Source organism: Pseudomonas sp. RC10-4-2 (assembly GCF_050433085.1).
GTDB lineage: Bacteria > Pseudomonadota > Gammaproteobacteria > Pseudomonadales > Pseudomonadaceae > Pseudomonas > Pseudomonas aeruginosa.
The window spans coordinates 131,234-156,720 of the sequence record NZ_JBNPXX010000006.1 but is presented as its reverse complement, the minus strand read 5'-3'; the positions used below and the strand labels follow the sequence as shown (position 1 = coordinate 156,720).

The following is a 25,487-nucleotide window of genomic DNA, read 5'->3' as shown; positions in this document are numbered from 1 at the left end:
TCCACTCCACCCTGCAGGGTATGCCGATACCCGAAGGGGACCGTGCACGCCCTGCTCCGTTCGTCACCTGCAGGAGATGCACATGAACGCTCTGACCCAACCGGCCGCCCTGGCCGCCTCCCCCCTGAACATCAACCTGACCGACTTCATCGACGAGTTCGGCGACGAGCTCCTGGAGTCGCTCAATCGCTCCCCCCCCCGGTCTGAGCCGGCGGCGTGGCTTGCGCCAGGAGCCACCTGCATGGCGTGATCACAGAAGTTGCGTGCTGCCATCGTGATCTGCTCAGGCAAGGTGGCAAGGGCTATGCCCGACCGCAGGTTTTCCGAGAGACCGCTCAGCGGCACCACGCGAATATCCGGGCCGACATATTTGGCCGCCTGAGAGGAATCGTCGCGACCCCCAGACCACTTTCCACCAGTCCGAGAGCGGTCGTCAGTTGGGCGGCCTGCTGCACGACGCGGGGCTGGATCCCCGCCTCTTCGAAGCCCCGCAACATCAAGGCATGCATGGAAGGCGAACGGCTTTGCGAGCTGATGATCAAGGGCTGATCGGCCAGGTCGGCGATGGCCAGTTGAATCCACCCCGTTGCTGAAGTGCTACCAAAGCGACGATAGCTCCGATGGCACCCTGGGTTGCGTCATTTTCGCTCAGGGCACCACATCCGACGACTCACCAGAATCCTATCCAAAAAAATCCCACCCCCACTTACCGAGTATTTCCTACTGCCTCAATGGGGGCTGTCTGAGAGGGTGTCTCTGGCTTCGCGCGAGGACACCCATGAAACGCCCATCCCCTGCATCAATGATTCTTGGCCTCTGCTTGACAGCAATGGCCGGCCTGCTGGGCTACCAGCAGTACCAACTCATTCAGCTCCGATCAGGCGTGGACAGTGCCGCGGAAAAGACCTCGCTAGAGGCGATCCTGGCTCGCTTGAATCGAGTCGACGAGCGCCTCGACACCGTGGATGGACAGCACCTGGTCAGCAACGAGGACTTCCGCTCAGGCCAGCAGGCGCTGTCCAACCGCATTGACGCCGCGCAGGCGTTCGCCAAGCAGGCCTCCGATGCCGTCGAGAACCTGGCTCAGACCACCGCCTCGGCCGGCGATCTCCTGGTGCTCAAGGCAACCGTGGAGACACTGGACGGTTCTGTCCGCACGCTTCAAGAAAAGCATGCCAAGGCGCCGCCGCTGATCGTGCCAGCGCCAAAGCGCCCCCTACCCGCCAAGCCCAAGCCGAAACCCAAACCGATGGAGCCCCCGCCCTTCTCGATCCTTGGCGTGGAGTATCGCGGGGGAGAACGGTTTCTGTCGGTTGCACCTCCGGGATCCACCCAGCTCAGCCAGATCTACCTCATTCGCCAGGGAGATGCCGTCGCCGGCACGAACTGGCGACTGACCGACCTTGACGATGGTACCGCGCACTTCGACGTCGCCGGCGCCTCGCGCAGCGTTCGCATCCAACCATAGGACCCCGCCCATGATCAGAACCGTATCGCTCCTGTCCGGCCTGGTGCTGCTGCTGAGCTATCCCGCAGTCGGCCAAGAGGCTGCGGCAAGCCGAGAGACCAGCAGCCAGCTATCCGGTAGCCAACTCGGCACGCTGAAACAAAAGACATCTCAGAGCGACCTGGCCCAGGAGTGGGGACTGAACCAACAGGAATGGACCCGCTACCAGACGCTCATGCAGGGCCCCCGGGGCGTGTACTCGCCTGGCATTGACCCGCTGACCGCGCTGGGCATCGAGGCGCGATCGGCAGAGGAACGGCGGCGGTATGCCGATCTACAGGTCCAGGCCGAACGGCGCCGGGTCGAGAAGGAACTCGCCTACCAGCGCGCATACGACGAAGCCTTCGCCCGCGCCTATCCAGGCGAGGGGGTGATCCGCCTCACCGAAAGCAGCACAGCCAACCCGTCGGGCACGCCGAACATGAGCCCAGCGTTGCAGAGCAGCGGGCGCCTGGCCCTGTTCGTCCAGGACAACTGCACCGCCTGCATCCAGCGGGTCCGCGACCTGCAACATGCAGAAAAGGAGTTCGACCTCTACTTCGTCGGTAGCCAGAACGACGCAGAGCGAGTGCGGCACTGGGCAATCCTCGCCGGCATCGACCCGAAGAAGGTTCGCAGCAAGCAGATCACGCTCAATCATGACGAGGGCCGCTGGATGGCCCTGGGACTGGGCGGGGCCCTTCCCGCCCTGGTACAGGAGGTGAACGGCCGATGGCAACGTCTGTAGTTCGAGCCCTCCAACTGGCCACCCTGCTGGCCCTGGTCAACATCGCTCAGGCCGCCGTGGATCCACCGCCGGCGTACAAGCAGATCGCTCTGCCCAAAGGGGTTCCGGCCGAGGTGCTCTACTCGGTCGCGCTGACCGAGAGCAAGGTCCTGCTGCGCGGCGAATACGTTCCCTGGCCCTGGACATTGAACGTCGCAGGGAAATCCTACTACTACGCGACCCGCACCGCCGCCTGCACAGCGCTACTCGCGGCAATCAACCTCTACGGGGCCAAGAGCGTCGATTCCGGCCTCGGCCAGGTCAACATCGGCTGGAACGGACATCGTTTCTCCAGCCCCTGCGAGTCCCTGGATCCGTACAAGAACCTGGACGCCACCTCCGACATCCTGATCGAGCAGCGGGACGCCCTGTATGCATCCGCCCCGGGAAGACCGGTGGACTGGATCCAAGTTGCCGGCCGCTACCACCGCCCCGCCGGCGGCGCGCCTGCCGCCAAATACCGTAGGACGGTTTCCCGCCACCTTAGCCAAGTTCTCGGCGTCAACCTACTGGTGACCAATCCATGAAGAAGTTCATTGCCACGCTGGCATTTTGCACGGCGTTCGCGACTCAAGCCTGGGCCGCCGGGCTGATCGTTGTCGAAGACCTCGGCGGCGCCTCGGCGCTCCCCTACTACCAGGGCCTGGATCCGCAGCCATCCGCTGCTGCACCAGGACCTGGCGACCTGGGCGTCCGCGGCTCAGGTGCGTTTCCAGTTCACTCCGCCCGCCTTTCGCCAGGACAGGTCCAGGGGCGCGCCATCAACGCTCCAGGCCTGCAACCGCTGTTCCTGGTCGGCGACGACACGCTGTCTCGAATCTGGCTGAAAGAGCGAGGCGACGAGCTCCGAGGCCTCCAAGCCGTGGGCCTGGCAGTGAACGTGGCCAGCGAAGCGCGCCTGACGGAAATCCGGGCCTGGGGGAAAGGACTTCAGATATTGCCAGCGCCGGCGGACGACCTGGTCGACCGGCTAGGGCTGCGGCACTACCCCGCCCTCATCACATCCACCGCCATCCAGCAGTAGGAGTCCTCATGACTACTCACCTGATCACCCTAGTCATCAAGCAGCCGAGCGACGCTCAGGCACGCCAACTCATGTACCAGGGGTTGCTCGACCTGATCTCACGCTACGGCGGTGAGGTGGCGTCCAAGGCCTTGGAGGACGAGTCGACCCTCTGCGAGCTGCTGGAGCAGATGCTGCCTGATGATGAGGTAGAGCAAGCCAGGAAACAGGTGCTCGAACTTCATGCCAAGGGCCGCCGACCGGGCCTCCTGCAGGCGCCGGCAAGCCTGAAGGTGTAACCCATGGCTGGCCAGTACCCGCTGGAAGCGCTCTTGCGGCCTGCCGTGGAGCTCTACACCACCACCGTGTGCTTCACCGCAGCCGCGCTCTGCATCGTCGCGCCGTGGACGTTCGCCCTCACTCCGCTGTTCGGCATCGTGGCCGCGCTGTGCTTCGCCTGGCTGGGTATCGTGCGGCTGAAGCAGGCCGGCGTGGTGCTCCGCTACCGGCGGAACATTCGCCGACTGCCGAAGTACACGATGACCAGCGCCGAGATGCCGGTCAGCAACGAACACCTGTTCATCGGTAAAGGATTTCGCTGGACGCAGAAGCATACGCAGCGCCTGGCAGATACCTACCTGCCCCAGTTCGCCTCCTACGTCGAGCCCTCGCCGCTCTACGAGCGCGCGCGCCGGTTGGAGAAGCAGCTCGAGTTCGCCCCCTTCCCCCTGAAGCTGGTCGCCAAATCCACTGCATGGGACGTGGCCTGGAACCCCGCTCGGCCGTTGCCACCCGTGGGCGGTCTGCCTCGGCTCCACGGCATCGAACCGCGAGAGGAGGACGTGGGCTTGCAACTGGGCGAGCGCGTCGGCCACACCCTGGTGCTTGGCACCACGCGGGTGGGTAAGACGCGACTCGCGGAGCTGTTCATCACCCAGGATATTCGCCGCACCCACTGCCGGGGCCGACGCCAGCGAGTGAAGATGGGCCGGCGGACCCAGACGGTTCACCACGGCTATCGGCGCCGGCGCGCAGAGGAGCAGCCGGACTACGAGGTGGTGATCGTCTTCGACCCGAAAGGCGACGCTGACCTGCTGAAGCGTATGTACGTGGAATGCGAACGTGCCGGCCGCCTGGACGAGTTCTACGTGTTCCACCTCGGTCATCCTGACCTGTCGGCACGCTACAACGCCGTCGGCCGGTTCGGTCGGATCTCCGAGGTCGCCACCCGCGTCGCCGGCCAGCTCTCCGGCGAGGGCAACAGCGCGGCGTTCCGCGAGTTCGCCTGGCGGTTCGTCAACATCATCGCCCGCGCGCTGCACGCGCTGGGTATCCGGCCTGACTACCAGCAGATCCTCCGGCACGTCGTGAACATCGATGCGTTGTTCGTCGAATATGCGCAGAAATACATCAGCGAGCACGATCCCAGGGCCTGGGACACCATCATCCAGATCGAGGGCAAGCTCAACGACAAGAACATCCCGTTCAACATGAAAGGACGGCCCCTGCGGGTCGTAGCCATCGACCAGTACCTGACACAGAAACGCATCGCCGACCCGGTCATGGAAGGCTTGAAGAGCGCCGTGCGCTACGACAAGACCTACTTCGACAAGATCGTGGCCTCGCTGCTGCCGCTACTGGAGAAACTCACTACCGGGCGGATCTCGGAGCTTCTTTCGCCCAACTACGCGGACCTCAACGATCCGCGGCCGATCTTCGACTGGATGCAGGTCATCCGCAAACGCGCCGTGGTCTACGTCGGCCTCGACGCACTATCGGATACCGAGGTCGCCGCCGCGGTGGGCAACTCCATGTTCAGCGACCTGGTCTCGGTAGCGGGTCACATCTACAAGCATGGTGTCGATGACGGCCTGCCCGGCTCGCTCGCCGGCGGCAAGGTCCGCATCAACCTGCATGCCGACGAGTTCAACGAGCTGATTGGCGACGAGTTCATCCCCATGGTCAACAAAGCGGGCGGCGCCGGCGTGCAGGTGACGGCCTACACCCAGACCATGAGCGACATCGAGGCCAAGATCGGCTCCCGCGCGAAGGCCGGTCAGATCATCGGCAACTTCAACAACCTGTTCATGCTGCGGGTGCGCGAGACCGCCACGGCCGAACTCCTTACCAATCAGCTCCCCAAGGTCCAGATCTACACCAGCACGCCGGCGAGCGGCGCCAACGACGCGATCAACAACAACAAGAAGGTAGCCTTCACCTCCAGCTCGCACGACCAGGTGCAGATGACCAGCGTGCCGATGCTCGAGCCGGCCCACATCGTTGGTCTGCCCAAAGGACAAGCGTTCGCGCTACTCGAGGGCGGCAATCTCTGGAAGATCCGAATGCCGCTGCCGGCGGTCGACCCCGACGAGGTGATGCCGAAAAGCCTGCAGGAGCTGGCTGCCGGTATGCGCAAGGGCCAGGCCGCCAACAGCGAGTGGTGGGAGGCGCCGGGATACTCCGCCCTGCAGGATGGTCTGCCCCAGGACCTGGTCGACGATTTCCGTCACCTCGGCGCCGGTGAGGATGCCGCCTGATGGCTGAAGTCACTCAACGAGCAGAGCAGCAACAAGAGAGCCAGAAGACCCTTCTCGGCACCATCATCAGTACGCCCTTCCAATTTCTCGGCGTGATGTTCGGGTCGCTGATCGGCGCAATCATCGTGGAGTGGGTTTGCCTGTATTTCTTCTGGCCTGACGCGGGCTGGAAGCATGCCCAGGCCATGTTCGAGTACGAACTCAATTGGCTGTCGCAGGGACTGCTACACAGCGTCGTCGTGCAGGAACCGGGTCAAACCGCCACCTGGCTGGCCCAGTTGGCCTACGACTGGTTGTTCGTGAAGACCGGGATAGTCGACTGGATGACCAACATGACTACCATCGCGCAGGCCGGGCCACGGAGCCCTCTGGACGTTCGCTATCTCACCGCCCAGGGTGTCTCCACGCTGCAGAACTACGGTCTGGCGGCGCTGTACACAGTACTGACATTCGTCGTGCGCCTGGTGATCCTAGTCATGACGATCCCGTTGTTCCTGATGGCTGCGTTCACCGGCCTGGTGGACGGCCTGGTGCGCCGGGACCTGCGCAAGTTCGGCGCCGGCCGGGAGTCCAGTTACCTCTACCACAAGGCGCGCGGCAGCATCATTCCGCTAGCGATCGTCCCTTGGACCCTCTACCTGGCGATCCCCATCAGCATCAATCCCCTGCTCATCCTGCTGCCCTGCGCCGCGTTGCTCGGCATAGCGGTATGCATCACAGCATCCACCTTCAAAAAGTACCTGTAGGAGACCCGCCGTGCAGTGGACTTACGAACAGTCACCGACCATCCAATCGGAGGCCCCCGCCTCATCTATCAAAGCTCAGACAAGGAAGCGAGCATCAACGTGGTCAATCGCAGTGGCCTCGAGACGGTCATGCAGAGCTGGGTCAGTATCCCTGACGAACGAGACGATGCTCCCTTCACCACCATAAAGCCATTGACGTTGATCCCGCCCAACGGCCAGCAGGTGCTGCGGGTGCTGCATGCCGGCCAAAGCCTGCCCAAGGACAGGGAGTCACTGTTCTGGCTAACATCCTCGATATCCCGCGTAACCCCAGACAGACCGACACCCGGCAGTTCGCCATCCGCCAGCGTCTGAAACTGTTCTACCGACCTGCCAGGCTCAGCCAGTGAGGCAGTCAAGGGCCAGGATGGAGCACGCATCAGCCTGGCCGGATCGAAGTCCGCAACCCAAGTGCCTTCCATGCCTTCCACTGTCGCTCCAGGCACCGGCGGCCCAGGCGGCGATGGCCGCAGTCCGGGCGCTTTCAAGGTAAGGCGCCTGCACGTTGGACGGCTGCGTGCCGTGCGGTGCAAATGCAACAGCACGGCAGGTACGACAACATGGCGGCAGCAGCGAGAACGGCAGCCCGATGGCACTCCGAAGCGAGAATCCGAATCGCGGCCTGGCGGCAGGATTACAACGAGCACCGACCACACAGCGCCATTGGCAATCTCACCCCGACAGAATTTGCTGCAAGTTGGCGAACTCACCAGCAGCAATTGAAGCAGGAAAAATTGATATCAGCCCAGGGCCTACAAAATAGGCAACGGTACTAAAACTGGGGGTAGGTCAACAGCAACCAACCGGGGCTCTTCGACAACTGATGCAAGTTGGCCGATCTGGCCGTTCCGGGCATGGCCAGTAACGAGTTCCGCTCCGACCTAATCTGGCGCTCGACGCCCATCATCGGCCCGTTCGAAGCAATGGCTCGGGTGGACTTGTACTACCAAGTAAACCCTCGGTCAGGCGGCCTTTTAAGGATCGTCTGATGTCCAGTTACCAGATGCCGGCCTAAATTCGCGGGATGCGACTCAAAGCTTACCTGCAACAGATCAACCCCCTACTCTCCGACCCCGAGGCAGCGCGCCGCCTGCTTCGGCTGTTGGCGATTGTGCTGTCGGCCGGCATTCTTGGCGCGGCCTACAACTTTCTGTCCTTCACCTTCAACACCGACATCGCCCGGCGCCACGGAGCCATGAGCAGTACGATCGCCGAGGCCCACACCTTCTTCACCAACAGAGAGGGGCTGCTAGAGAGCTTGAGCCTCGCAGCCGTGCGCCAAACTGATCCGGGCGCCAACTGGCTGCCTCTGGCACCGGACGAAGAAGTGCACCTGCAACTGGGTAGCCAGCCGGACAAGCGCTGGAGCCTGTGGCTGACCCAGCGCATGCGTACCTACCTCAAGGCTCGGCAGGTCAACCTGCTGTACGTCGACGCCGGTGCTCAACCCCACATGCGCTGGCTGTACAACGTTAACGCCCAGGCCTCGCCGCCTTCGCCTGCGATGCTGGCCCAGCTACGCGCTGCTGGGCTACTGGCCAAATCCCCCCGGGAGGTGTGGCTGGCCGATCTAGACGCGCACCGTTCGCGTTTGTTCATCTTCCTGCGCCTAGACGAGCGCGACGCGGACTCTGGCTGGCTGGGGCTGGAAATCGACAGCCACGCAGTGTCATCGTCGCTGAAGGATACCAGCGCAGGCGAATTCATGATGTTCAACGCCGACGGCATGCTGGTGTTCACCAACAGCCCGGGACCGACACTGGTCGGCTCGCTGCGCCACCCCATGGATAACAACTTCTTCGGCTTCGCCGGTCAGGGGCTACTGCCTGAGCACCTAGTCATCAGTAAGCCGTTGATGTCCTCGGACTGGCAACTGGTCTATGCGATCGACCTGTCAGCCATCCTTGCTGGTCTATGGCAGCAACTTCTTGGTGCCCTGCTGTTCTGCCTGCTCAGCATCACCTTGATACATGTGTTGATTCAGCGTTTTGACCAGCGCTTCTTCACCCCCACCGTCGAACGCATCCGCGCGCTGGTGGAAAGCGAAATGTTCAGCCGTGATGTCATCGAAACCGCCCCCGTCGCTCTGTGCGTGCTGCGCCGCAGCGATGGCCAGGTGGTGCTGGAGAACCACCTGGCCCAGCAGTGGCTGGGCAAGGACCAGGCACGCGACGCGCGCAGCACGCAATGGATCAAGCAAGCCTTCGAGCAGCACGAAGGCCAGTGCAGCGACTATTTCGAGAGTGCCGAAGGGCGCCACCTGTACCTGAGCTGCTCGCCAACCCGCTACAAAGGCGAACAGGTGCTGCTTTGCGCATTCAGCGACATCAGCGCACGCAAGCAGATTGAGGCCGCTCTGGAGGAAGCCCGGCGCGCAGCCGACACGGCCAATGAAGCGAAAACCCAGTTCCTGGCGACCATGAGCCACGAAATCCGCACACCTCTATATGGCGTGCTGGGCACGCTGGAGCTGCTGTCGCGCACCATACTCGACGCCCAGCAACGCGATTACCTACGAGCCATCGAAGGTTCCTCGTCGACCTTGCTGCAATTGATCTGCGACGTGCTAGACGTGTCCAAGATCGAGGCTGGCCAGTTGACCCTCGAACTCAGCGAATTCAGAGCCCCAGACCTAGTCCGCGAAGTGATCCAGAGCTACAGTGCAGCCGCCCGGAGCAAGGGGCTTCAGCTCTACAGCTGCCTGGACCCGCGCCTGCCTGAACACCTGATCGGCGACGCCAACCGGATCCGCCAGATCCTCAACAACCTGTTGAGCAACGCGGTCAAGTTCACCGATTGCGGCCGTGTGGTACTGCGGGCCAGACTGCTAAACCGCGACGGCGAGCGATCTTGCCTGTTGTGGCAGGTCTCGGACACGGGCAAGGGCATCGCCGAACAGGACCAACCGTTCATCTTCGACCCGTTCTACCAAACCGAAGGCCATACCCAGGTCATCCCTGGCACCGGGCTCGGGCTGTCGATATGCCAGCGCCTGACACAATTGATGAACGGCCAACTACGCTTGGTCAGCGAGTTGGGCCTGGGCAGCAGCTTCAGCCTGACACTGCCCCTGGAAGTCGCGTCAGACCAAGCCAGCGCCCCATTCAACCTGCTGGCTGAACGCGTTCACGTGGTGTCGCCAGTACACGAATTGGCCGAAGCCATCAGCGGCTGGCTGTGCCGGTGGGGTGCACGCGCTCAGGTCGGCGCGCCGGTGCCGGGCAGCGCCGTGGCCGGCGAACTGCTGGTCGAGCTGCATCCCGGCAACGTCGAGCACTGGCTGGTCCCCGAATGGTCCGGCCCACGCATCCTGGCCAGCGCCCAGGACTGCTGGGAAGCGCGGCATGAGGCCGAGCACTGGCAGGTCAACCTCAACGACCTGGACGCCCTGCACCATGCTGTCGGCCAGGCCCAGGGTCTGCATTGTCCCAGGGACCAGGCCGTGCCAGCTACTTCGGCTGAGCCGCTCGGGCTGCACGTGCTGGTTGCCGAGGACAATGTCATCAACCAATTGATACTGCGCGACCAGCTCACAGAGCTCGGTTGCAACGTGACCTTGGCCAGTAACGGTGAGCAGGCACTGCAAGCCTGGCAGCGCAAGCATTTCGACCTGCTGCTGACCGACGTCAACATGCCCGGCATTAACGGCTACGAACTAGCCAGGACCCTGCGCCGGCAAGGCTGCACCCGCCCCATCATCGGCGCCACCGCCAATGCCCTGCGCGGCGAGGAAGAACTGTGCCTGGCCGCCGGTATGGATCGCTGCCTGGTTAAGCCCTTCAACCTGCAAGTCCTGCTCAACTGCCTAGCTCCGTATCGAGGTAGCCGTTTTGAAGACCTTTAACATCCTGATTGTCGAAGACCACCCGTTCCAGCACATGTACCTGCAACACCTGTTCAGCGAACTTGGCAGCTTCAACCTGGAAGCGGCTCGGGATGGTCAGGAAGCGCTGGAGCGCCTGCACCAGTGTGAGTTCGACCTGGTTCTGACCGACCTGTTGATGCCCGGCATGGACGGCGTACAGTTCATTCAGCACCTCGCCGGTCTGCGCCACAAGCCAGGCCTGGCGATCATGAGCGCGGCCTCGCGGCGCATGCTAATGGCGGCGAGCCTGGTAGCCAAGAACCTCGGTGTGGACGTGCTCGGACTGATATCCAAGCCGGTCGAGCCTGTTGCGCTGCGCAGCCTAATCGATCAACTGCAGCTGCACTATCAGGCACCGACCCAAGCGGCACCTGTTACGACGGAATTCGACCGCCAGACCCTAATCGATGCCTTGAACAACCATGCCTTCCAGGCCTGGTTCCAACCCAAGAAGTCCTTGCATAATGGTCGCATCGTCGCGGCCGAGGCCCTGGTGCGCTGGTTGCACCCGGAGCAAGGAGTGTTGCTGCCAGGCACCTTCCTGCCGACGATCAATGCCTTCGGTCTGGAGGAAAGGCTGCTGTGGGTGATGCTCCAGCAGGCCGTGGATGCTCAGGCGCGGTGGCGTGAACAGGGCTATGACATACCGGTCTCGATCAACCTGCCAACCCATCTGCTAAACAGCCATGACTTGGCCGACCGGCTGCTGGAATTCGTACTGCACCACCAAGGCATACCCAGCAAGCTCTGCTTCGAGCTGATGGAGTGCTCCATTCCCGAGGAGCTGAGCAACTTCTATGCAGGTGCCTGCCGATTGCGCATGAAAGGTTTTGGCCTTTCCCAGGACGACTTCGGTAAAGGCTACAGCTCCTACATGAGCCTGGTATCGACGCCCTTCACCGAACTGAAGATCGACCGAGCGCTAGTGCAACGTTGCAATGAAAGCGAGAGTCTGACCTCGGCTCTAGTCAGCATCGTCGCCCTGGGTCGCAAGCTCGGGCTCACTGTAGTGGCCGAAGGGGTCGAGACGCCCCAGGAGCTCGAGATACTGCGTAAGGTCGACTGCAACCAGGTGCAGGGCTTTTTGATCTCCCATGCCGTGTCGGCGGAACAATTCAAGCGCCTGCTACACAGCGACGGCCCGCCGTTGGCCTACTGACCCGCTGTATATCACGGCGCTGGCCGGGCATCCAAGGTATTATTCACTGAGTATTGATGCCACTACGGCCTTTCCGGATCCTTGCATGAAACAGTACAACGCTCTGCTGGAAAACCTGGCCCGCAGTTCTCTGCGCCTGAACAAAGGCATGACAGTACTGCTGGGCCTGGCGCTGCTGCTGGCCGGTTTCAGCTTCTGGTCGATCGAGCGCCTGCTCGACGAAAACAGCGACACGATCAGCATCCATTTCGCCCGGCTGATGGAGAATATCCAGGAGCAGGAAACCTTCCTCAAGGCCCTAGTGCAACGCAGCGCCAAGGGGGAGCTGTTCAACTATCCACGCGCGCTCGAACCGATCCTAGAACCGCTACCCGAAGAAGGGCCGAATATCTACAAGGGCCAAGTCTTCCCGTTTTCCATGCCGTTCAGCCTCAATCTCGACCGGCGTAATCTCGCTGACAGCGAAGTGCCGGACATCTTCACCCAAGGGGCGAATCTGGCCAGCTTCTACAGCATGTTCTGGTCAGCCTCTCCCTATCGCTCGCCGCAGGTGTTCCTGTTCTCGCCGGATGCCCGTTACGACATCACAGTTCCCGCCGCAGGACGCTGGCGGGACAAGCCTGAGAAGGAACCATTCAGCGACGTGATCAGGCAGGTCATCGCACGCCAGCCGCAGAACAAAGGCCCTGGGATCATCTGGCGCAGCTATGTAGAGCAGCCGGACCAAACCTCACCGCCGCGCGTGCTGGCCTATGCCAACATCATCCTGGACCCGGCCAACGTCGACGGCCGACGCACCCAAGTGGCGTCGCTGGTGGACATGGCCCAGATAGATGATTTTGAACGCATCATGGACTGGAGCGTGTATGACCACTTCAACCTCATTGCCCCTTCCGGCGACGTGCTGATAGGCAAGCCCACTTCGCTGAAGGGGGTGCATGAGGGCCTCAACCTCAAGCCCGAAGGCCTGGTGTTCCGTCTCCACGAACAAGCCAACGGTGGCTGGAGCGCAGTCTACACCGTAACCTACCGGCACTTTTTCCGTTACGCATTCTGGTCGCTGGCTAGCATCGCCGTTACCTTTCTGGTTCTCGTCGGGCTGGGCCGGGTGGCCATCCGCTGGTATCAGCGCCAAGTTATTCTGCCAGCCCGCGCCGCCCACGAGAGCATCGCCGAGAGCGAGGCCTTCAGCCGGGTAGTCATCGATACCGCTCCGACCGGCCTCTGCGTGGTGCGCAGCGCCGACCACGAAGTACTGCTGGAGAACCAGCGGGCGCAGCAATGGCAGGGCACCCGCGAACTGGTCAGCACCCTCGCTTCGGCAGTGGTCAGCACCGGTAGTGGCGAACACTACCTAGAGATCGCAGGCCGTCACCTGCAGGTCGGTTTCATATCTACCCGCTACCACGGCGAAGACGTGCGCCTTTACGCTTTCAACGATGTCACCCGTCACGTCGAGGACGCCCAGGCGCTCGACGAGGCCCGGCGCGCCGCTGACGCCGCCAATACTGCCAAGACCTTGTTCCTGGCGACCATGAGCCACGAGATCCGCACCCCACTGTACGGCGTGCTGGGCACCCTCGAACTGCTCGGCCTGACGCAGTTGGATGGCCGCCAGCAGGGCTACCTGCATACCATCCAGCGCTCTTCGGCAACCCTGTTCCAACTGATCAGTGACGTGCTTGACGTGACCAAGATCGAATCCGGGCAGATGGCACTCGAACCCGTGACGTTCTGTCCGCTGGACATCCTCGAGGATACCGTGCGCACCTACCGCGCCTTCGCCGAGAGCAAGGGTCTTTTGCTCTATGGCTGCCACGATGCCCGCCTTCCGGCCCAGGTGGTTGGCGACCCGATACGCATCCGCCAGATCCTCAACAACCTGCTGAGTAACGCCATCAAGTTCACCGACACCGGTCGGGTGGTGCTGCGCACCCGTGTACTGGCGCTCAATGCCAACCAAGTCAGCCTCCAATGGCAGGTTGCCGATACCGGCATTGGTATCTCTCAGGCGCAGCAGGCCAGGCTCTTCGAGGTGTTCTATCAAGCCGCAGACGCTTCCAGCGAGGGCGGCGCAGGCCTGGGCCTACCAATCTGCGGCTGGTTGGCCGAGATGATGGGTGGCCAGATCAAGGTGGTCAGCGAGCCGGGACTGGGCAGCAGCTTCTCCCTTAACGTCAGCCTACCGCTGGGCCAAGGGGAACTAAGCGATTATCCGCCCCCGGCGCCCGACGACGCCCCGGTATATATACGTGCGCCGATACCGGAGCTTGCCCAGCATGGCGTCGACTGGCTGCAGCGCCTGGGCATCGCCGCGACCCTGACGATTCCCCCCCTGGAAAAGGACAACCCCCAGGCCCTGCTGGTGGACCTGCTAGACTGCCCGGACGCTGCCACCTGGCATGGCCAACGGATCTGCGCCAGCAGCGACGGCCCTGCTCCCGGCGCGTTCATTGACGGCTGCTGGCGGGTAGACCTGCATGACGTACGCGCCATTGCCCAGGTCATAACCCTGGTGCGCCAAGGCGGGGCATCCGATGGGAAGCCCCCCGCGCAGCAGCAAAGTACCGCCCTGCACCTACATATCCTGGTGGTCGAGGACAATCCGATCAACCAAGCGATCCTCCAAGAGCAACTTGAGGCGCTGGGTTGCACTACGGTGGTCGCGGCAAACGGAGAACAGGCCATGCAGCGCTGGCAACCACGCCTATTCGACCTGGTTCTGACCGACGTGAACATGCCGCTTATGAATGGCTACGAACTGGCCAGAACCCTACGCCAGCATGACGCCCGACTACCGATCATCGGCGTCACCGCGAACGCACTACGAGAAGAAGGCCAGCGCTGCCTTGAGGTAGGCATGAATGCCTGGATGGTCAAACCGTTGAGCCTGCAGGCCTTGCGCAGCCATCTGGTCCGCCTGTGCCGACCAGTATTGGCCGACGGGCCTAACCGTGCGCAAGCGGACAGCCTCAGCGCCTCGCCCGCCCCTGCCGTCACCGATACCGATACCGATACCGTTCAAGTATCCGCCACCATGCGCGCCCTGTTCATCAGCACCTTGCGAGAGGACATGCAGCAGCTGCGCCTGGCCCTTGAACAACGCGACCACCGACGCCTTGGCGAGCGCCTTCACAGCATCGCTGGCGCCTTGGGCGTGGTGCAGGCCCGGGCCCTAGCCGAACAGTGCTGTGCACTGGAGAACGCGCTGGTCGACTCGCCACTCGATGCGGCCCTGACCGATAAACTGCAGGAGGTTCTGGACAGGCTGTCGGCAATACTCGATACCCTTGCATAGAATCAACTTCAGCGCTGACAACGCATGAGAGTATGCCTTCCTTTCTGCACCGGCTAACGGATCGTCTTTTATGGAAAAATTCAAGGTCATCATCGCCGACGATCATCCCATCGTACTGCTCGGCGTCCGGGAACTGATAGAGCGCGACCCGCGCTTTTGCGTGGTCGGTGAAGCCGTCTGTTCGCAAGGGCTGATCGAGCTACTCAAACACCAACCCACGGACATGGTCATCTCAGACTACAACATGCCGGCAGACTCACCCTACGGTGACGGCCTGAGACTGATAGGCTATCTCAAGCGCCACTATCCCACCGTCCGCATCCTTGTGTTGACCATGATATCCAACCCGCTGATCCTGACACGGCTGCAAGAACTGGGCGTGTACGGCGTCATCCAGAAGAGCCAGTTGCACGGCGAAATCGAAAAGGCCCTCAATGCCATCGCCCGCAACAACATCTATCCGGCGCCACAACCGGCAAGACACTCGGTGGTCACCTGTAACACCAACATAGACCAACGGATGAAAAGCCTGTCACCCAAGGAGTTCGAGATACTACGTCTGTTTGTGGCTGGCCAAAGTGTCAGTGAAATTGCCCGCAGCCAACATCGAAGCGCCAAGACTATTAGTACGCAGAAAGTTTCCGCCATGCGCAAACTTGAAGTGAACAGCGATCAGGAATTATTGGCCTATTGCTTAGCAAGCCATATATTCAATTAACTCGCGAGCATTATCGACCGGCGCTTAAGATTCGCCTGATCGGCCAGAGAACTCACCCGACTTTGAGAGAGTGCGTTTAGTTGCAGCACTTACTCACTTTCATGTGGACATTGCCGTGGATATGGGCTCCGTCTCAATTAAGGATATGGGCACCGCCGAGAACCCGTCGGCAAGCACTTCAACCTCAACGTCAACTGCAATGTCGGTACCAAGGTGGCGATAGTCTTCGATGCCCAATAGCGGCGGCTCGGGACTGGTCACCGGCAAGAAAGTCCTGGCTCTAACCAAGGGTACCGGCCCTGCTGCCAACGTCGGCATCGCCCTGCTCGTCTCCTACGGCCAACTGATCGATCTGAGTTCGGCCGCCACCGCCAAGATCCAGAGCGAGGAGTACGGAACCGGAGCTGCGGACGGCGATACCATCTTGAACTTCTCCGCCACCTACGTAACATCCGGCGCAGCTGACACTGCCACCGCCGGTCGTGGTGACACCACCCTACCGTTCATCTTGCAGTACGAGTAAACACTTCACCGCTGCTCTCTACGCGAGGCTGAACAGCCTCACCACTTCTTCATCCCGCAAGGTACCACTATGTTGTGTCGTTCTCTGTCTCCCATTTTCGGGTTGCTGGACATACTCGTAGCTGCCCAGGAAACCACCAGCATCTCCCTGAACTCTACGCGCGTCGTTTTCGACGGCACTCACAAGGAAGCCAATATCATCGTGCGCAATGGTAACCACGAAGTCTTGGTTCAGCGCTGGGTGGATGCCGGCAACAGCGCTCAGGCGCCGTTCGCCATTACTCCACCGTTAGCCAGGGTCTTGCCCGAGCAGGAACATCAGAACGCCCAAGGCTGGGCCTGGGGCGTCGCTCTGCCCGTCAGCTACCTGCTGTTTTTCAAACGCGCAACCTCATAAAAAAATACCCCGGACCCGCGCCGAGTATTTCTTGCGGAATGGAATCAGGGCGATCGGCAAGCTGATCGCACCCTGATCTGCAAGAGATTCGCCGTGAACACTCCACATCCATCCCTTCGCCGAAGCTGCCTGGCCGTCTTGGCCTGCAGTGCGCTGGTCGCACGGGGAGCTTTCGCAGCGAGCGCCTCCGAGCAGGCGAACCTGGAGGTGATGATCCGGCAGCTCAACGCCCTCGAGGACACCGCCCGCCGCAGTGCCCAGGGCGCCGATGAGCCCGGACAGCGCTTCTACTTCGACTACTCACGCCTGGCCGCTGACCTGCAGCGCATCCGCCAAGGCCTGCAGGACTACATGACGCCCAGCCGCGCCCAACCGCGTGACCCTTCCGACCTATCTGGGAATTACACCCTGCGCGGAGGGCCGATGCCGTGAGCATGAGCGGAGCCCAGACATCAGCGTTCCAGGCCGCCGCTGGCTTTCCCCCATCGGCTGGCGAGGGGCTGTTCATTGGAGCAGCGATGACCTTCCTTCTGCTGTGGTCCGCCTGGGCGATGTACAGCACCTGGCGCGGCTGGGCCACCAACAACCTCGACAGCGCCACCGCCGGCGCTTCCGCGATCCGGATCTTGGTCATCCTCGGCATCACCTCTTTCTTCCTCCTCAGCTGACCCATACGGAGACACTCATGCTGAAACTCACCATCCAGAAACTGTCCGCCCTCTACCGGAGCCTGGCTGCCATCACTTTGGCGCTCCCCGGTATCGCCTTGGCTGCACTCCCCAAACCCGAGGCACCTAGCCGTGGGGAGGGATCGGGCATCATGCAAACCATCCAGAACTTCGGCTATGACGGAGCGATGCTCCTCGCGCTGCTCATCTGCGCGGCTGTCTTTCTGGGGGTCGCTTGGCATACCTACGGCACCTATCACGCCATCCATGACGGGAAGAAGAAGTGGTCGGATCTCGGAGCGGGCGTAGCCGTAGGTGTCGGCCTGCTGATCTTGATCATTTATCTCGTCACCAAAGCCACCGCCATCATGTAAGGGCCTTCCCATGCCCGAAGAACACCTGTTTCAGGATGGAACCCTCAGCTTCCTGCCGACCCGTTTGAACCGGCAACCGGTGGTCATCGGCGGCCTGACCGCAGACGAAATGTGGATCACGGTCTTCACCAGCGGAGCAGCCGGGTTCGTTCTTGGCATCCCGGCTGCCTTGGTCGCAGGTAACGCTGCCTGCATTCCACTGGGCGCGCTGCTGGTCGGCGCCCTCGGCCTGGGTATCGGCAGCCGCGTCCTGCGGCGGATGAAGCGGGGGCGGCCTGACACCTGGTTCTACCGCCAGGTGGAGCTGGCCCTCTCGCTGCGCTTTCCCGTCTTCGGCAATCGTCACCTGGTGACGCGCTCCGGCGCCTGGACCAGTCGACGCACGGAGTCCCCATGAGTTTCAGAAAACACACTGCACAACAGCAGGCACACATCAACACCTTCCGGTTCATCACCGGCTTCCTGTGCATGGTCATCGTTGTGCTGGCCTACTGCGTCTGGGAAGCCCGCAAGGACCTCTGGATCCACATTCCGCCCGACTTGCGCTCAGGAAGCACCCGGTTGTGGTGGGACATTCCGCCAGAGAGTGTCTATGCATTCGGTCTCTACATCTTCCAGCAGGTGCAACGTTGGCCCAAGGACGGCGAGGTGGACTACAAGGGAAACCTGTTCCGCTACGCCGCCTACCTCACTCCCTCCTGCAAAGTCTTCCTGGAGAAAGACTTCGAGTTTCGTCGTAACGCCGGCGAGCTCAGGGGACGCGAGCGCACCACTTCGGAAATCCCCGGTCGAGGCATTGGCGAGAGCAATGGCCGCGTGATCCAGCACTCGATCAATGACTGGACCGTCAACCTGGACATGGACAGCACGGAGTATTACGCCGGCGAGAAGATCAAGCGGGCGCTGGCCCGCTACCCGTTGCACGTTATCCGCGCCGACGTCGACCCGGAGACCAATCCCTTCGGCCTGCAGTGGGACTGCTACTCCGACACGCCTCAACGTATCGAGCTTGAGGAGCCGGCCGCCCCCACCAAGCGGGAGGGAGGTCTATGATCCGGAAGTCGACAGGCTCGCTCTTGCTAATGCTTGCCCTACCCACACTGGCCCACGCGGTGGAGATTCTGCGCTGGGAGCGCATTCCGCTGGCCATTCCGTTGACGGTCGGCCAAGAACGTATTGTCTTTGTCGACAAGAACGTGCGAGTTGGCGTTCCTCGGGACCTGCAGGGCAAGTTGCGCGTCCAGAGTACCGGCGGTGCACTCTACCTGCTTGCCAACGAGCCGATTCCTCCAGCGCGCCTGCGCCTGCAGGACGCGACCAATGGCGAGCAGATGCTCATCGATATCGCCGCCACCGAGGCAGCGGCCGACCAACAGCCGCGCGAGCCGGTCAGGATCGTCGCCGGCGAGCCCGTGGCTCCGCACTATGGCCAGCCCCGGGAAGCCCAGCCATCGGCAGCAGCGAAACAGACCGAGCAGGCAGAAGTACCGAAGGCCGCGCGCGAAACGCCCGTCCCCGTGGTTCTGACGCGCTATGCGGCGCAGATGCTCTATGCCCCGCTTCGCACGGTGGAACCGGTGGATGGCGTCGGTCAGGTGCGCGTCAAGCGACAGCTCGACCTGACCACCCTGCTCCCCAGCCTACCCATCACGGCTACCGCCTTGGGCGCCTGGCGGCTGGACGACTACTACGTCACGGCGGTGAAGCTGCAGAACGCCAGCGCCCAGCACCTGGCCCTGGATCCCAGGGACCTGATGGGCAATTTCGTCGCCGCGACCTTCCAGCACCCGTACTTGGGGGCCCGGGGCGACGCTTCCGACACTACTACCGTGTATCTGGTGACGCGCGGCCGCGGCCTTGCCGACGCGCTCCTGCCCTCCTCCATCAGCCAGATCGATCCCAAAGGAGGCCGTCGTGGCGCTGACCGGTAATCCCCTCCTGAAATTGCTGGTCATCCCCGTCGTGATCGGCGCCATCCTGATCGGCGTGAGCATGATGGGCAAGAAGGAAAGCGCGCAGTCACAAGGCGCCGCAACCCCGACGGTAACGTCGGAAGAAGCGGCAACCCTGGGCATCGACGGCGACACGCCCGCCGACACACTACGCACCATCGTGGCAGAAAGCCGGCAGCTCAAGGACCAGATCAGCAAGGTGATCCAGGAGAATGACTCGCTCAAAGCCGCCAATGAGAACCTGCAGGGCCGCCTGCGCAACATCGATCAGAACATAGAGCAGAAGCTCAACAACACCGCCCAGGAGCTGCAGCAACAGCAGGAGAACCGTAGCCAGACGATCCTGGACCAGGTACAGAAACGGCTCGAGAACTTAACCCACATTCCCGAGGCCGGCGACACCGACCTGCCCGTAGGATTCGGCGTGCGACCAGAGGATGGCCAGCACTTTCAGGGAGCGGGCTCGTCGTCATCGGATATCGTCTGGATCGAGCCCCAGGACGCCCGCGCGGTCGATGCCAATGGCCAACCGCTGGCCGCCGGCTCCACCACCCAACCGAGCGGATTCAGCTTCCCGACCTCCTTGGGCAATGCGGTCGATCGCGGACAGAACGCGCTGGAGCGGATCGATGACGGGCTGCACCCCGTCGGCCAACAGCGATCTGACCTGGAAAACCGCAAGCTCGTCCGTAAGACCTACACGCTGCCGCAGAACTCGACGCTCATGGGCTCGGTGGCCATGTCTGCGCTGATCGGTCGTGTGCCGGTCGACGGGACGGTCAATGATCCTTACCCGTTCAAAATCCTCATCGGCCCGGACAACCTCACCGCCAACGGCATCGAGCTGCCGGACGTCGCCGGCGCGGTAGCCAGCGGGACCGCCTCGGGCGACTGGACACTCTCCTGCGTGCGTGGGCAGATCCGCAGCCTCACTTTCGTGTTCAACGACGGGACCGTGCGCACCTTCCCGGCGCCGGCCGAGGAGGTGAATGACAACCAGAGCAACAACAACCAGACCGCCAGCGCCGACCAGAAAACCATCCAGGGCGGCCTCGGCTGGATCAGCGACCCCTACGGCATCCCATGCATCGCAGGTGATCGCCGATCCAATGCCAAGGAGTACCTGGGCAATCAGAGCCTACTCACGGCTGCCGGGGCCGGCATCGCCAAGCTCCTGGACGCCGACGAGAACAACACCAGTACCGTCTTCAGCGGCAACGGCACCAGCTTCGGGACGACCGGAACCAACAGCAACTCGGCCCTCAACAGCATCCTCTCCGGCGGCGTCAGCGACATCCGGCAGTGGATGAACAAGTTGTACGGGGAGGCCTTCGCCGCCGTCTACGTGCAGCCAGGTGCGCGGGTCGCAGTGCATCTCGATCAGCAACTGGCGATCGACTATGAACTCAAGGGCCGCAAGGTCGATTACAGCTCTGGAGCCGCTCATGCAACAGCAGACCTGGACTAACCCCCTTCTTCGTCTCTGCGCCGGCCTGGCCTGCACGCTGGTTCTGGCAGCGTGCTCCACCAGCAAGGAGGAGATGCTTCCCCACGGCGAGGCCAACATGCTCGACGTCTGGGAGCGAGGTGCGACCAGCTCGATAGGCAACAGCCGTGGCCGGCTACTCCTCGATGCCAGGCAAACGCTGCGGCGCCCAATCGATCCGCAGCAGGCTGCCTCCGCGAATGACCAGGCCGACTACACCCGCACGGCCAGCAACGAAATCCACAGCCAGTTCAAACGATTGCCCAATCCCGACCTGGTCATGTATGTGTTCCCGCACCTGGCCGGCAGCGATCCCGCCCCGGTACCGGGCTACACCACCGTGTTCCCCTTCTACCAGCGAGTCCAGTACGCCATGCCGGGCGAACGCACGGAGGACTATTGATGGGCTTTTTTCAAACCCTTCTGCGCGGTCGCACACAGCCTCAGTCGGTACCGGCAGACGCTCCCGAAGATTCAGGAGCGCTGGACGTAGCGGCCGCGGAAGAAGCGACTGAGCGCTATCTGGCGCGACTGGCCGCCATGGGTATTCCTCTGCCCAACACCGGGAGCAAGAATGGCGCCACGCAGGCTGAAGCGTCACGCCTCTACGATCACGACCCATCGTTCGTAGACCTGCTGCCCTGGGCTGAGTACCTGCCCGACGAGCAAGTGATGCTCCTGGAGGATGGGCGTTCGCGCGCCGCATTCTTCGAACTGGTGCCCTTGGGCACCGAGGGCCGCGATCCCAATTGGATGCAGAACGCCCGGGACGCATTGAAAGAAGCCCTGCAGAACTCCTTCGACGAGCACGAAACCTCACCCTGGATTGTCCAGTTCTACGCCCAGGACGAGATCAGCTGGGACAATTTCCAGGAGCAGTTGAGGCAGTACGTCCATCCTCGAGCGCGAGGATCGGCCTTCAGCGAGATGTACCTGGCGCTCATGAAGCATCACCTGGAGGGCATTTCGAAGCCGGGCGGACTGTTCGTCGACACCGCCGTCAGCAAGCTGCCCTGGCGAGGACAACAGCGCCGCGTGCGGATGGTCGTCTACCGCCGGATCCGCAAGGAGGATGCGCAGATTCGCGGACAGGACCCGGCGGCGTACCTGAAATCCATCTGCGAGCGTATCCAAGGCGGCCTGGCGAACGCCGGCATCGTCGCTTCGCGCATGGGCGGACAGGAGATCAGGAACTGGTTGATCCGCTGGTTCAACCCGCACCCGGATCACCTCGGCCAGGCCGAGGCGGACCTACGTCGCTTCTACGAACTGGTATGCCGTCCGGACGAACCGATCCTGCAGGATGAATTGCCACTGGCCGACGGCACTGACTTCTCCCAGAACCTGTTCTATCGGCAGCCTGTTTCCGATGCCACCCAGGGCGTATGGCTCTTCGATGCCATGCCGCACCGAGTGATTGTGGTCGACCAGTTGAACAAAGCGCCGCTGACAGGCCACTTCACCGGCGAGACGCTCAAAGGCGATGGCCTCAACGCCCTGTTCGATCGAATGCCCGAGGACACGCTGCTGTGCATCACCATGGTCGTGACGCCGCAGGACATGCTGGAAGGGCATCTGCAGCAGCTCTCGAAAAAGGCCGTTGGTGACACCCAGGCCTCGATCCACACCCGCGAGGACGTGGCCACCGTTCGACGCCTGATCGGCCGGGAGCACAAGCTCTATCGCGGAGCGATCGCTCTGTTCGTGCGCGGCCGCGACCACACCCAGTTGGAGGAACGCTGCATCACCCTGAGCAACGTACTGCTCGGCTCCGGCCTGGTGCCGGTCGAACCGCAGAACGAAGTCGGACCGCTGAACAGCTACCTGCGCTGGTTGCCCTCGAACTTCGATCCGAACGAAAAGCGGGCCCTGGAGTGGTACACCCAGATGATGTTCGCTCAGCACATCGCCAACCTGTCGCCCATCTGGGGGCGCACCACCGGTACCGGACACCCTGGCTTCACGCTGTTCAACCGTGGCGGCGCGCCGTTGACCTTCGACCCGTTCAACAAGCTGGACCGGCAGATGAATGCCCACGGCTTCATCTTCGGGCCAACTGGCTCCGGCAAGTCGGCGTCCCTGACCAACCTCATCTGCCAGATGCTCGCCATGTACCTGCCGCGGATGTTCGTCGCGGAAGCGGGCAACAGCTTCGGCCTGCTGGCCGACTTCGCCAAGCGGTTTGGCCTCTCGGTCCACCGGGTGCGCCTCGCCCCGGGCTCCGGCGTCAGCCTGGCGCCGTTCGCGGACGCCATCAAGCTGGTCGAGAGCCCCGACCAAGTGAAGGTCCTGGACGCCGAAGACATCGAGGCCTCGGACTCGGTCCAGGGCAGCAAGGCCGACCTCGACGACGACCAGCGAGACATCCTGGGCGAGATGGAGATCGTCGCCCGCCTCATGATTACCGGTGGCGAAGAGAAGGAAGATGCGCGCCTGACCCGTGCCGATCGCAGCGCCGTCCGCCAGGCGATCCTGGCGGCGGCCAGGACCTGCGCCGCCGCGAACCGCACGGTACTGACCCAAGACGTGCGCGATGCGCTCTACGAGGCCTCCAGGAGCGATAGCACCGCGCCAGAACGCCGCGCGCGGATCGCCGAAATGGCGGAAGCCATGCAGATGTTCTGCATGGGCGCCGACGGCGAGATGTTCAATCGCGAAGGCACGCCCTGGCCTGAGGCCGACCTTACCGTGGTGGATTTCGCGACCTACGCGCGCGAAGGCTACGCCGCCCAGCTCGGGATCGCCTACATCTCGCTGCTGAACACCGTGAACAACATCGCCGAACGCGACCAGTTCAAGGGCCGGCCAATCGTCAAGATCACCGATGAGGGGCACATCATCACCAAGCACCCGCTGCTGCTGCCCTACGCCATGAAGATCACCAAGATGTGGCGGAAACTGGGCGCCTGGTTCTGGCTCGCCACCCAGAACATCGACGACATCCCAGCCTCCGGGGCGCCGATGCTGAACATGATCGAGTGGTGGTTGTGCCTGAACATGCCCCCCGACGAAGTAGAGAAGATCTCCAGGTTCCGCGAGCTGTCGCCGGCGCAGAAGTCGATGATGCTCTCGGCCCGCAAGGAAAGCGGCAAGTTCACCGAGGGCGTGCTCCTGGCCAAGGGCAAAGAATACCTCGTCCGTGTGGTTCCCCCGAGTCTCTACCTGGCCCTGGCCATGACCGAAAACGAAGAAAAGAACCAGCGCTACAACATCATGCAAGCCACCGGCTGCGACGAGCTCGAGGCGGCCTTGCAGGTCGCAGCGGATCTCGACAAGGCGCGCGGCCTGCCACCCTTCCCCATTGTTTTCCCAGACCAACCGGCAGTGGAGTGCCAGGACGAATGAGAGCTCTGAATTCGCTGACCCAGAACCTGATCGACAACCTGACCCAGATCCTGCAGAACCCCGAAGAGGATGCCCTGCAGACGCTCAGGATATGCGCTCCTGTACTGATAGAGGAGCTGCAGCAGATTCAACTGAGGGCAGTCGATCGCCGGGATATCGTCCCGCAGATAAAGCAGCTCCTGGATGAATGGCTACAACAACATCCACAGCCTGATACGGCCCAACAGGCGCTCATCGAGGCCGTGGACCGCGCGGAAATCCTACAGCGGAGGCAAGCGTGAGACTGTTCAAGGGCGGCTGGGCAGCGAAGCGATTTCAAGGTCCCGCCCTGCCCTGGGCGGGGCTGCTGCTGGTCTTGCTGGCTGCATCCGCCGTAGGGGTAGAGCTTCTGGTGAAGGGCCTGCCAGCCAACCACAGCCTCTACGGCGATGCGAAAGCGCGCTGGACGATCAATGAATACGCCGACCTGGAGTGCCCCTTCTGCACGGTCTACACCCCGCGGCTGAAGCGCTGGGTAGACAGCCATCCGGACGTTAAGCTGATATGGTACCATCCTCCGCTGCAGATGCGTGGCGAGACTGCACACTACCAGGCTCGCCTGGTAGTGTGCGCAAGAATCCAAGCATTTTGGAGCGCTATCGACGCGATCTTCGCTCAGTCCGCCGGTAACGGCTGGACTACCCCCGATACGATAGACGTCCCCAGCCTACGCTTTCAGCATATCGGTACGTTTCCGCAGGTCAGGTTCAAGCTCGATGCTTGGCATGATGTGGGGGTATTGGCGGTTTGATTTCGATGACGAAGGGTCTTCGCCGCGTGGCTCCTACAAGCTTCCTATCAAGAGAGCGACCGCCGGCACCTTTCGCACCACTCGATTTTGATACATGTCATGCGTTTTTCCAAAATTCCGAGTTTAATACTTGAGAACCTTGATTTATTAAGGGGAGTCCGACCATCGTGAGGTATATTGGAAGTATCTAGAAGTACTACAGAAACCAAGCTAGGTGCCCTTCCGAAACCGGCAAATTGCACAAAGTGATGGTCTGTCCGCCAGCCCTAGCCCACCAGCGGCCTGCGCCCAGCACCTAAAACTAACTGCCGTTCG

Annotated in this window: 24 protein-coding genes and 4 pseudogenes; 27 read left to right on the top strand and 1 reads right to left on the bottom strand. The window is 62.2% G+C overall.

Annotation, left to right across the window (positions count from 1 at the left end; translation table 11 throughout):
• Positions 1-82 precede the first annotated feature (82 nt).
• The gene (locus FHW81_RS24460) at positions 83-250 is read left to right on the top strand and encodes a hypothetical protein (protein WP_153576206.1); all 168 of its coding nucleotides are present in this window, start codon (positions 83-85) and stop codon (positions 248-250) included.
• 85 nt (positions 251-335) lie between these two features.
• Here the strand turns inward: FHW81_RS24460 and FHW81_RS24455 are convergent, their stop codons facing one another.
• Positions 336-566, bottom strand: a complete 231-nt coding sequence (locus FHW81_RS24455; RefSeq protein ID WP_254921537.1) for a LysR substrate-binding domain-containing protein — start codon at positions 564-566, stop codon at positions 336-338.
• A 212-nt stretch (positions 567-778) separates the two neighbouring features.
• Here FHW81_RS24455 and FHW81_RS24450 point away from each other — a divergent pair, with 212 nt between their 5' ends.
• The 26 genes and pseudogenes from FHW81_RS24450 to FHW81_RS24325 all read left to right on the top strand — a co-directional run.
• Positions 779-1,468: a hypothetical protein gene (locus FHW81_RS24450; protein ID WP_052168178.1), complete on the top strand. Its 690-nt coding sequence runs from the start codon at positions 779-781 to the stop codon at positions 1,466-1,468.
• A 10-nt stretch (positions 1,469-1,478) separates the two neighbouring features.
• On the top strand, positions 1,479-2,234 hold the full coding sequence (locus tag FHW81_RS24445; RefSeq protein ID WP_004347934.1) for a TIGR03759 family integrating conjugative element protein: 756 nt from the start codon (positions 1,479-1,481) through the stop codon (positions 2,232-2,234).
• Entirely contained in the window at positions 2,219-2,800 is a 582-nt protein-coding gene (locus FHW81_RS24440; protein ID WP_015648301.1) for a hypothetical protein, read from the top strand. Before FHW81_RS24445 ends, FHW81_RS24440 begins: the two co-directional genes overlap by 16 nt.
• The gene (locus FHW81_RS24435) at positions 2,797-3,297 is read left to right on the top strand and encodes an integrating conjugative element protein (RefSeq protein ID WP_034063973.1); all 501 of its coding nucleotides are present in this window, start codon (positions 2,797-2,799) and stop codon (positions 3,295-3,297) included. Before FHW81_RS24440 ends, FHW81_RS24435 begins: the two co-directional genes overlap by 4 nt.
• Positions 3,298-3,305: 8 nt before the next feature.
• The gene (locus tag FHW81_RS24430; RefSeq protein ID WP_034063974.1) at positions 3,306-3,575 is read left to right on the top strand and encodes a hypothetical protein; all 270 of its coding nucleotides are present in this window, start codon (positions 3,306-3,308) and stop codon (positions 3,573-3,575) included.
• Between the two features lie 3 nt (positions 3,576-3,578).
• A complete protein-coding gene (gene traD, locus FHW81_RS24425; protein WP_089030137.1) occupies positions 3,579-5,813 on the top strand; it encodes a type IV conjugative transfer system coupling protein TraD in 2,235 nt (744 codons plus the stop codon).
• On the top strand, positions 5,813-6,559 hold the full coding sequence (locus FHW81_RS24420) for a TIGR03747 family integrating conjugative element membrane protein (RefSeq protein ID WP_089030138.1): 747 nt from the start codon (positions 5,813-5,815) through the stop codon (positions 6,557-6,559). Before traD ends, FHW81_RS24420 begins: the two co-directional genes overlap by 1 nt.
• 15 nt (positions 6,560-6,574) lie before the next feature.
• Positions 6,575-6,948 (top strand): annotated as a pseudogene (locus tag FHW81_RS24415) (fimbria/pilus periplasmic chaperone).
• 246 nt (positions 6,949-7,194) lie between these two features.
• Positions 7,195-7,374, top strand: a pseudogene (locus FHW81_RS24410) (integrase core domain-containing protein); the annotation flags it as partial.
• A gap of 248 nt (positions 7,375-7,622) precedes the next feature.
• Positions 7,623-10,442: an ATP-binding protein gene (locus FHW81_RS24405; protein ID WP_089030139.1), complete on the top strand. Its 2,820-nt coding sequence runs from the start codon at positions 7,623-7,625 to the stop codon at positions 10,440-10,442.
• On the top strand, positions 10,429-11,622 hold the full coding sequence (locus FHW81_RS24400; RefSeq protein ID WP_023103424.1) for an EAL domain-containing response regulator: 1,194 nt from the start codon (positions 10,429-10,431) through the stop codon (positions 11,620-11,622). Before FHW81_RS24405 ends, FHW81_RS24400 begins: the two co-directional genes overlap by 14 nt.
• Before the next feature lie 85 nt (positions 11,623-11,707).
• Complete coding sequence (locus tag FHW81_RS24395) at positions 11,708-14,920, top strand: response regulator (protein WP_217941766.1); 3,213 nt, start codon at positions 11,708-11,710, stop codon at positions 14,918-14,920.
• Positions 14,921-14,990: 70 nt separating this feature from the next.
• The gene (locus FHW81_RS24390) at positions 14,991-15,638 is read left to right on the top strand and encodes a response regulator (RefSeq protein ID WP_034063979.1); all 648 of its coding nucleotides are present in this window, start codon (positions 14,991-14,993) and stop codon (positions 15,636-15,638) included.
• A 109-nt stretch (positions 15,639-15,747) separates the two neighbouring features.
• Positions 15,748-16,161: pseudogene (locus tag FHW81_RS24385) on the top strand (fimbrial protein); the annotation flags it as partial.
• A 69-nt stretch (positions 16,162-16,230) separates the two neighbouring features.
• A complete protein-coding gene (locus FHW81_RS24380) occupies positions 16,231-16,557 on the top strand; it encodes a fimbria/pilus periplasmic chaperone (RefSeq protein ID WP_429480641.1) in 327 nt (108 codons plus the stop codon).
• Between the two features lie 93 nt (positions 16,558-16,650).
• Positions 16,651-16,989, top strand: a complete 339-nt coding sequence (locus tag FHW81_RS24375; RefSeq protein WP_031634736.1) for an RAQPRD family integrative conjugative element protein — start codon at positions 16,651-16,653, stop codon at positions 16,987-16,989.
• A complete protein-coding gene (locus tag FHW81_RS24370; protein ID WP_031634739.1) occupies positions 16,986-17,225 on the top strand; it encodes a TIGR03758 family integrating conjugative element protein in 240 nt (79 codons plus the stop codon). Before FHW81_RS24375 ends, FHW81_RS24370 begins: the two co-directional genes overlap by 4 nt.
• A gap of 17 nt (positions 17,226-17,242) precedes the next feature.
• Positions 17,243-17,599 carry a TIGR03745 family integrating conjugative element membrane protein gene (locus FHW81_RS24365; protein ID WP_023103429.1) on the top strand — a complete coding sequence of 119 codons (357 nt, stop codon included), beginning with the start codon at positions 17,243-17,245 and terminating at the stop codon, positions 17,597-17,599.
• Between the two features lie 10 nt (positions 17,600-17,609).
• A complete protein-coding gene (locus tag FHW81_RS24360; protein WP_003134190.1) occupies positions 17,610-17,996 on the top strand; it encodes a TIGR03750 family conjugal transfer protein in 387 nt (128 codons plus the stop codon).
• Positions 17,993-18,652, top strand: coding sequence for a PFL_4703 family integrating conjugative element protein (locus FHW81_RS24355; RefSeq protein ID WP_003086164.1), 660 nt, complete (start codon positions 17,993-17,995; stop codon positions 18,650-18,652). Before FHW81_RS24360 ends, FHW81_RS24355 begins: the two co-directional genes overlap by 4 nt.
• Entirely contained in the window at positions 18,649-19,530 is an 882-nt protein-coding gene (locus FHW81_RS24350) for a TIGR03749 family integrating conjugative element protein (protein ID WP_034063994.1), read from the top strand. Before FHW81_RS24355 ends, FHW81_RS24350 begins: the two co-directional genes overlap by 4 nt.
• Complete coding sequence (locus FHW81_RS24345; RefSeq protein WP_089030141.1) at positions 19,514-21,019, top strand: TIGR03752 family integrating conjugative element protein; 1,506 nt, start codon at positions 19,514-19,516, stop codon at positions 21,017-21,019. The genes FHW81_RS24350 and FHW81_RS24345 overlap by 17 nt, the downstream gene beginning before the upstream one ends.
• Positions 20,997-21,440, top strand: coding sequence for a TIGR03751 family conjugal transfer lipoprotein (locus FHW81_RS24340; RefSeq protein WP_004347921.1), 444 nt, complete (start codon positions 20,997-20,999; stop codon positions 21,438-21,440). Before FHW81_RS24345 ends, FHW81_RS24340 begins: the two co-directional genes overlap by 23 nt.
• Positions 21,440-24,382: a conjugative transfer ATPase gene (locus FHW81_RS24335; protein WP_089030142.1), complete on the top strand. Its 2,943-nt coding sequence runs from the start codon at positions 21,440-21,442 to the stop codon at positions 24,380-24,382. The genes FHW81_RS24340 and FHW81_RS24335 overlap by 1 nt, the downstream gene beginning before the upstream one ends.
• On the top strand, positions 24,379-24,663 hold the full coding sequence (locus FHW81_RS24330) for a hypothetical protein (RefSeq protein ID WP_003086159.1): 285 nt from the start codon (positions 24,379-24,381) through the stop codon (positions 24,661-24,663). Before FHW81_RS24335 ends, FHW81_RS24330 begins: the two co-directional genes overlap by 4 nt.
• Positions 24,660-25,091, top strand: a pseudogene (locus tag FHW81_RS24325) (DsbA family protein); the annotation flags it as partial. The gene FHW81_RS24330 and the pseudogene FHW81_RS24325, both read left to right, overlap by 4 nt.
• Positions 25,092-25,487 lie beyond the last annotated feature (396 nt).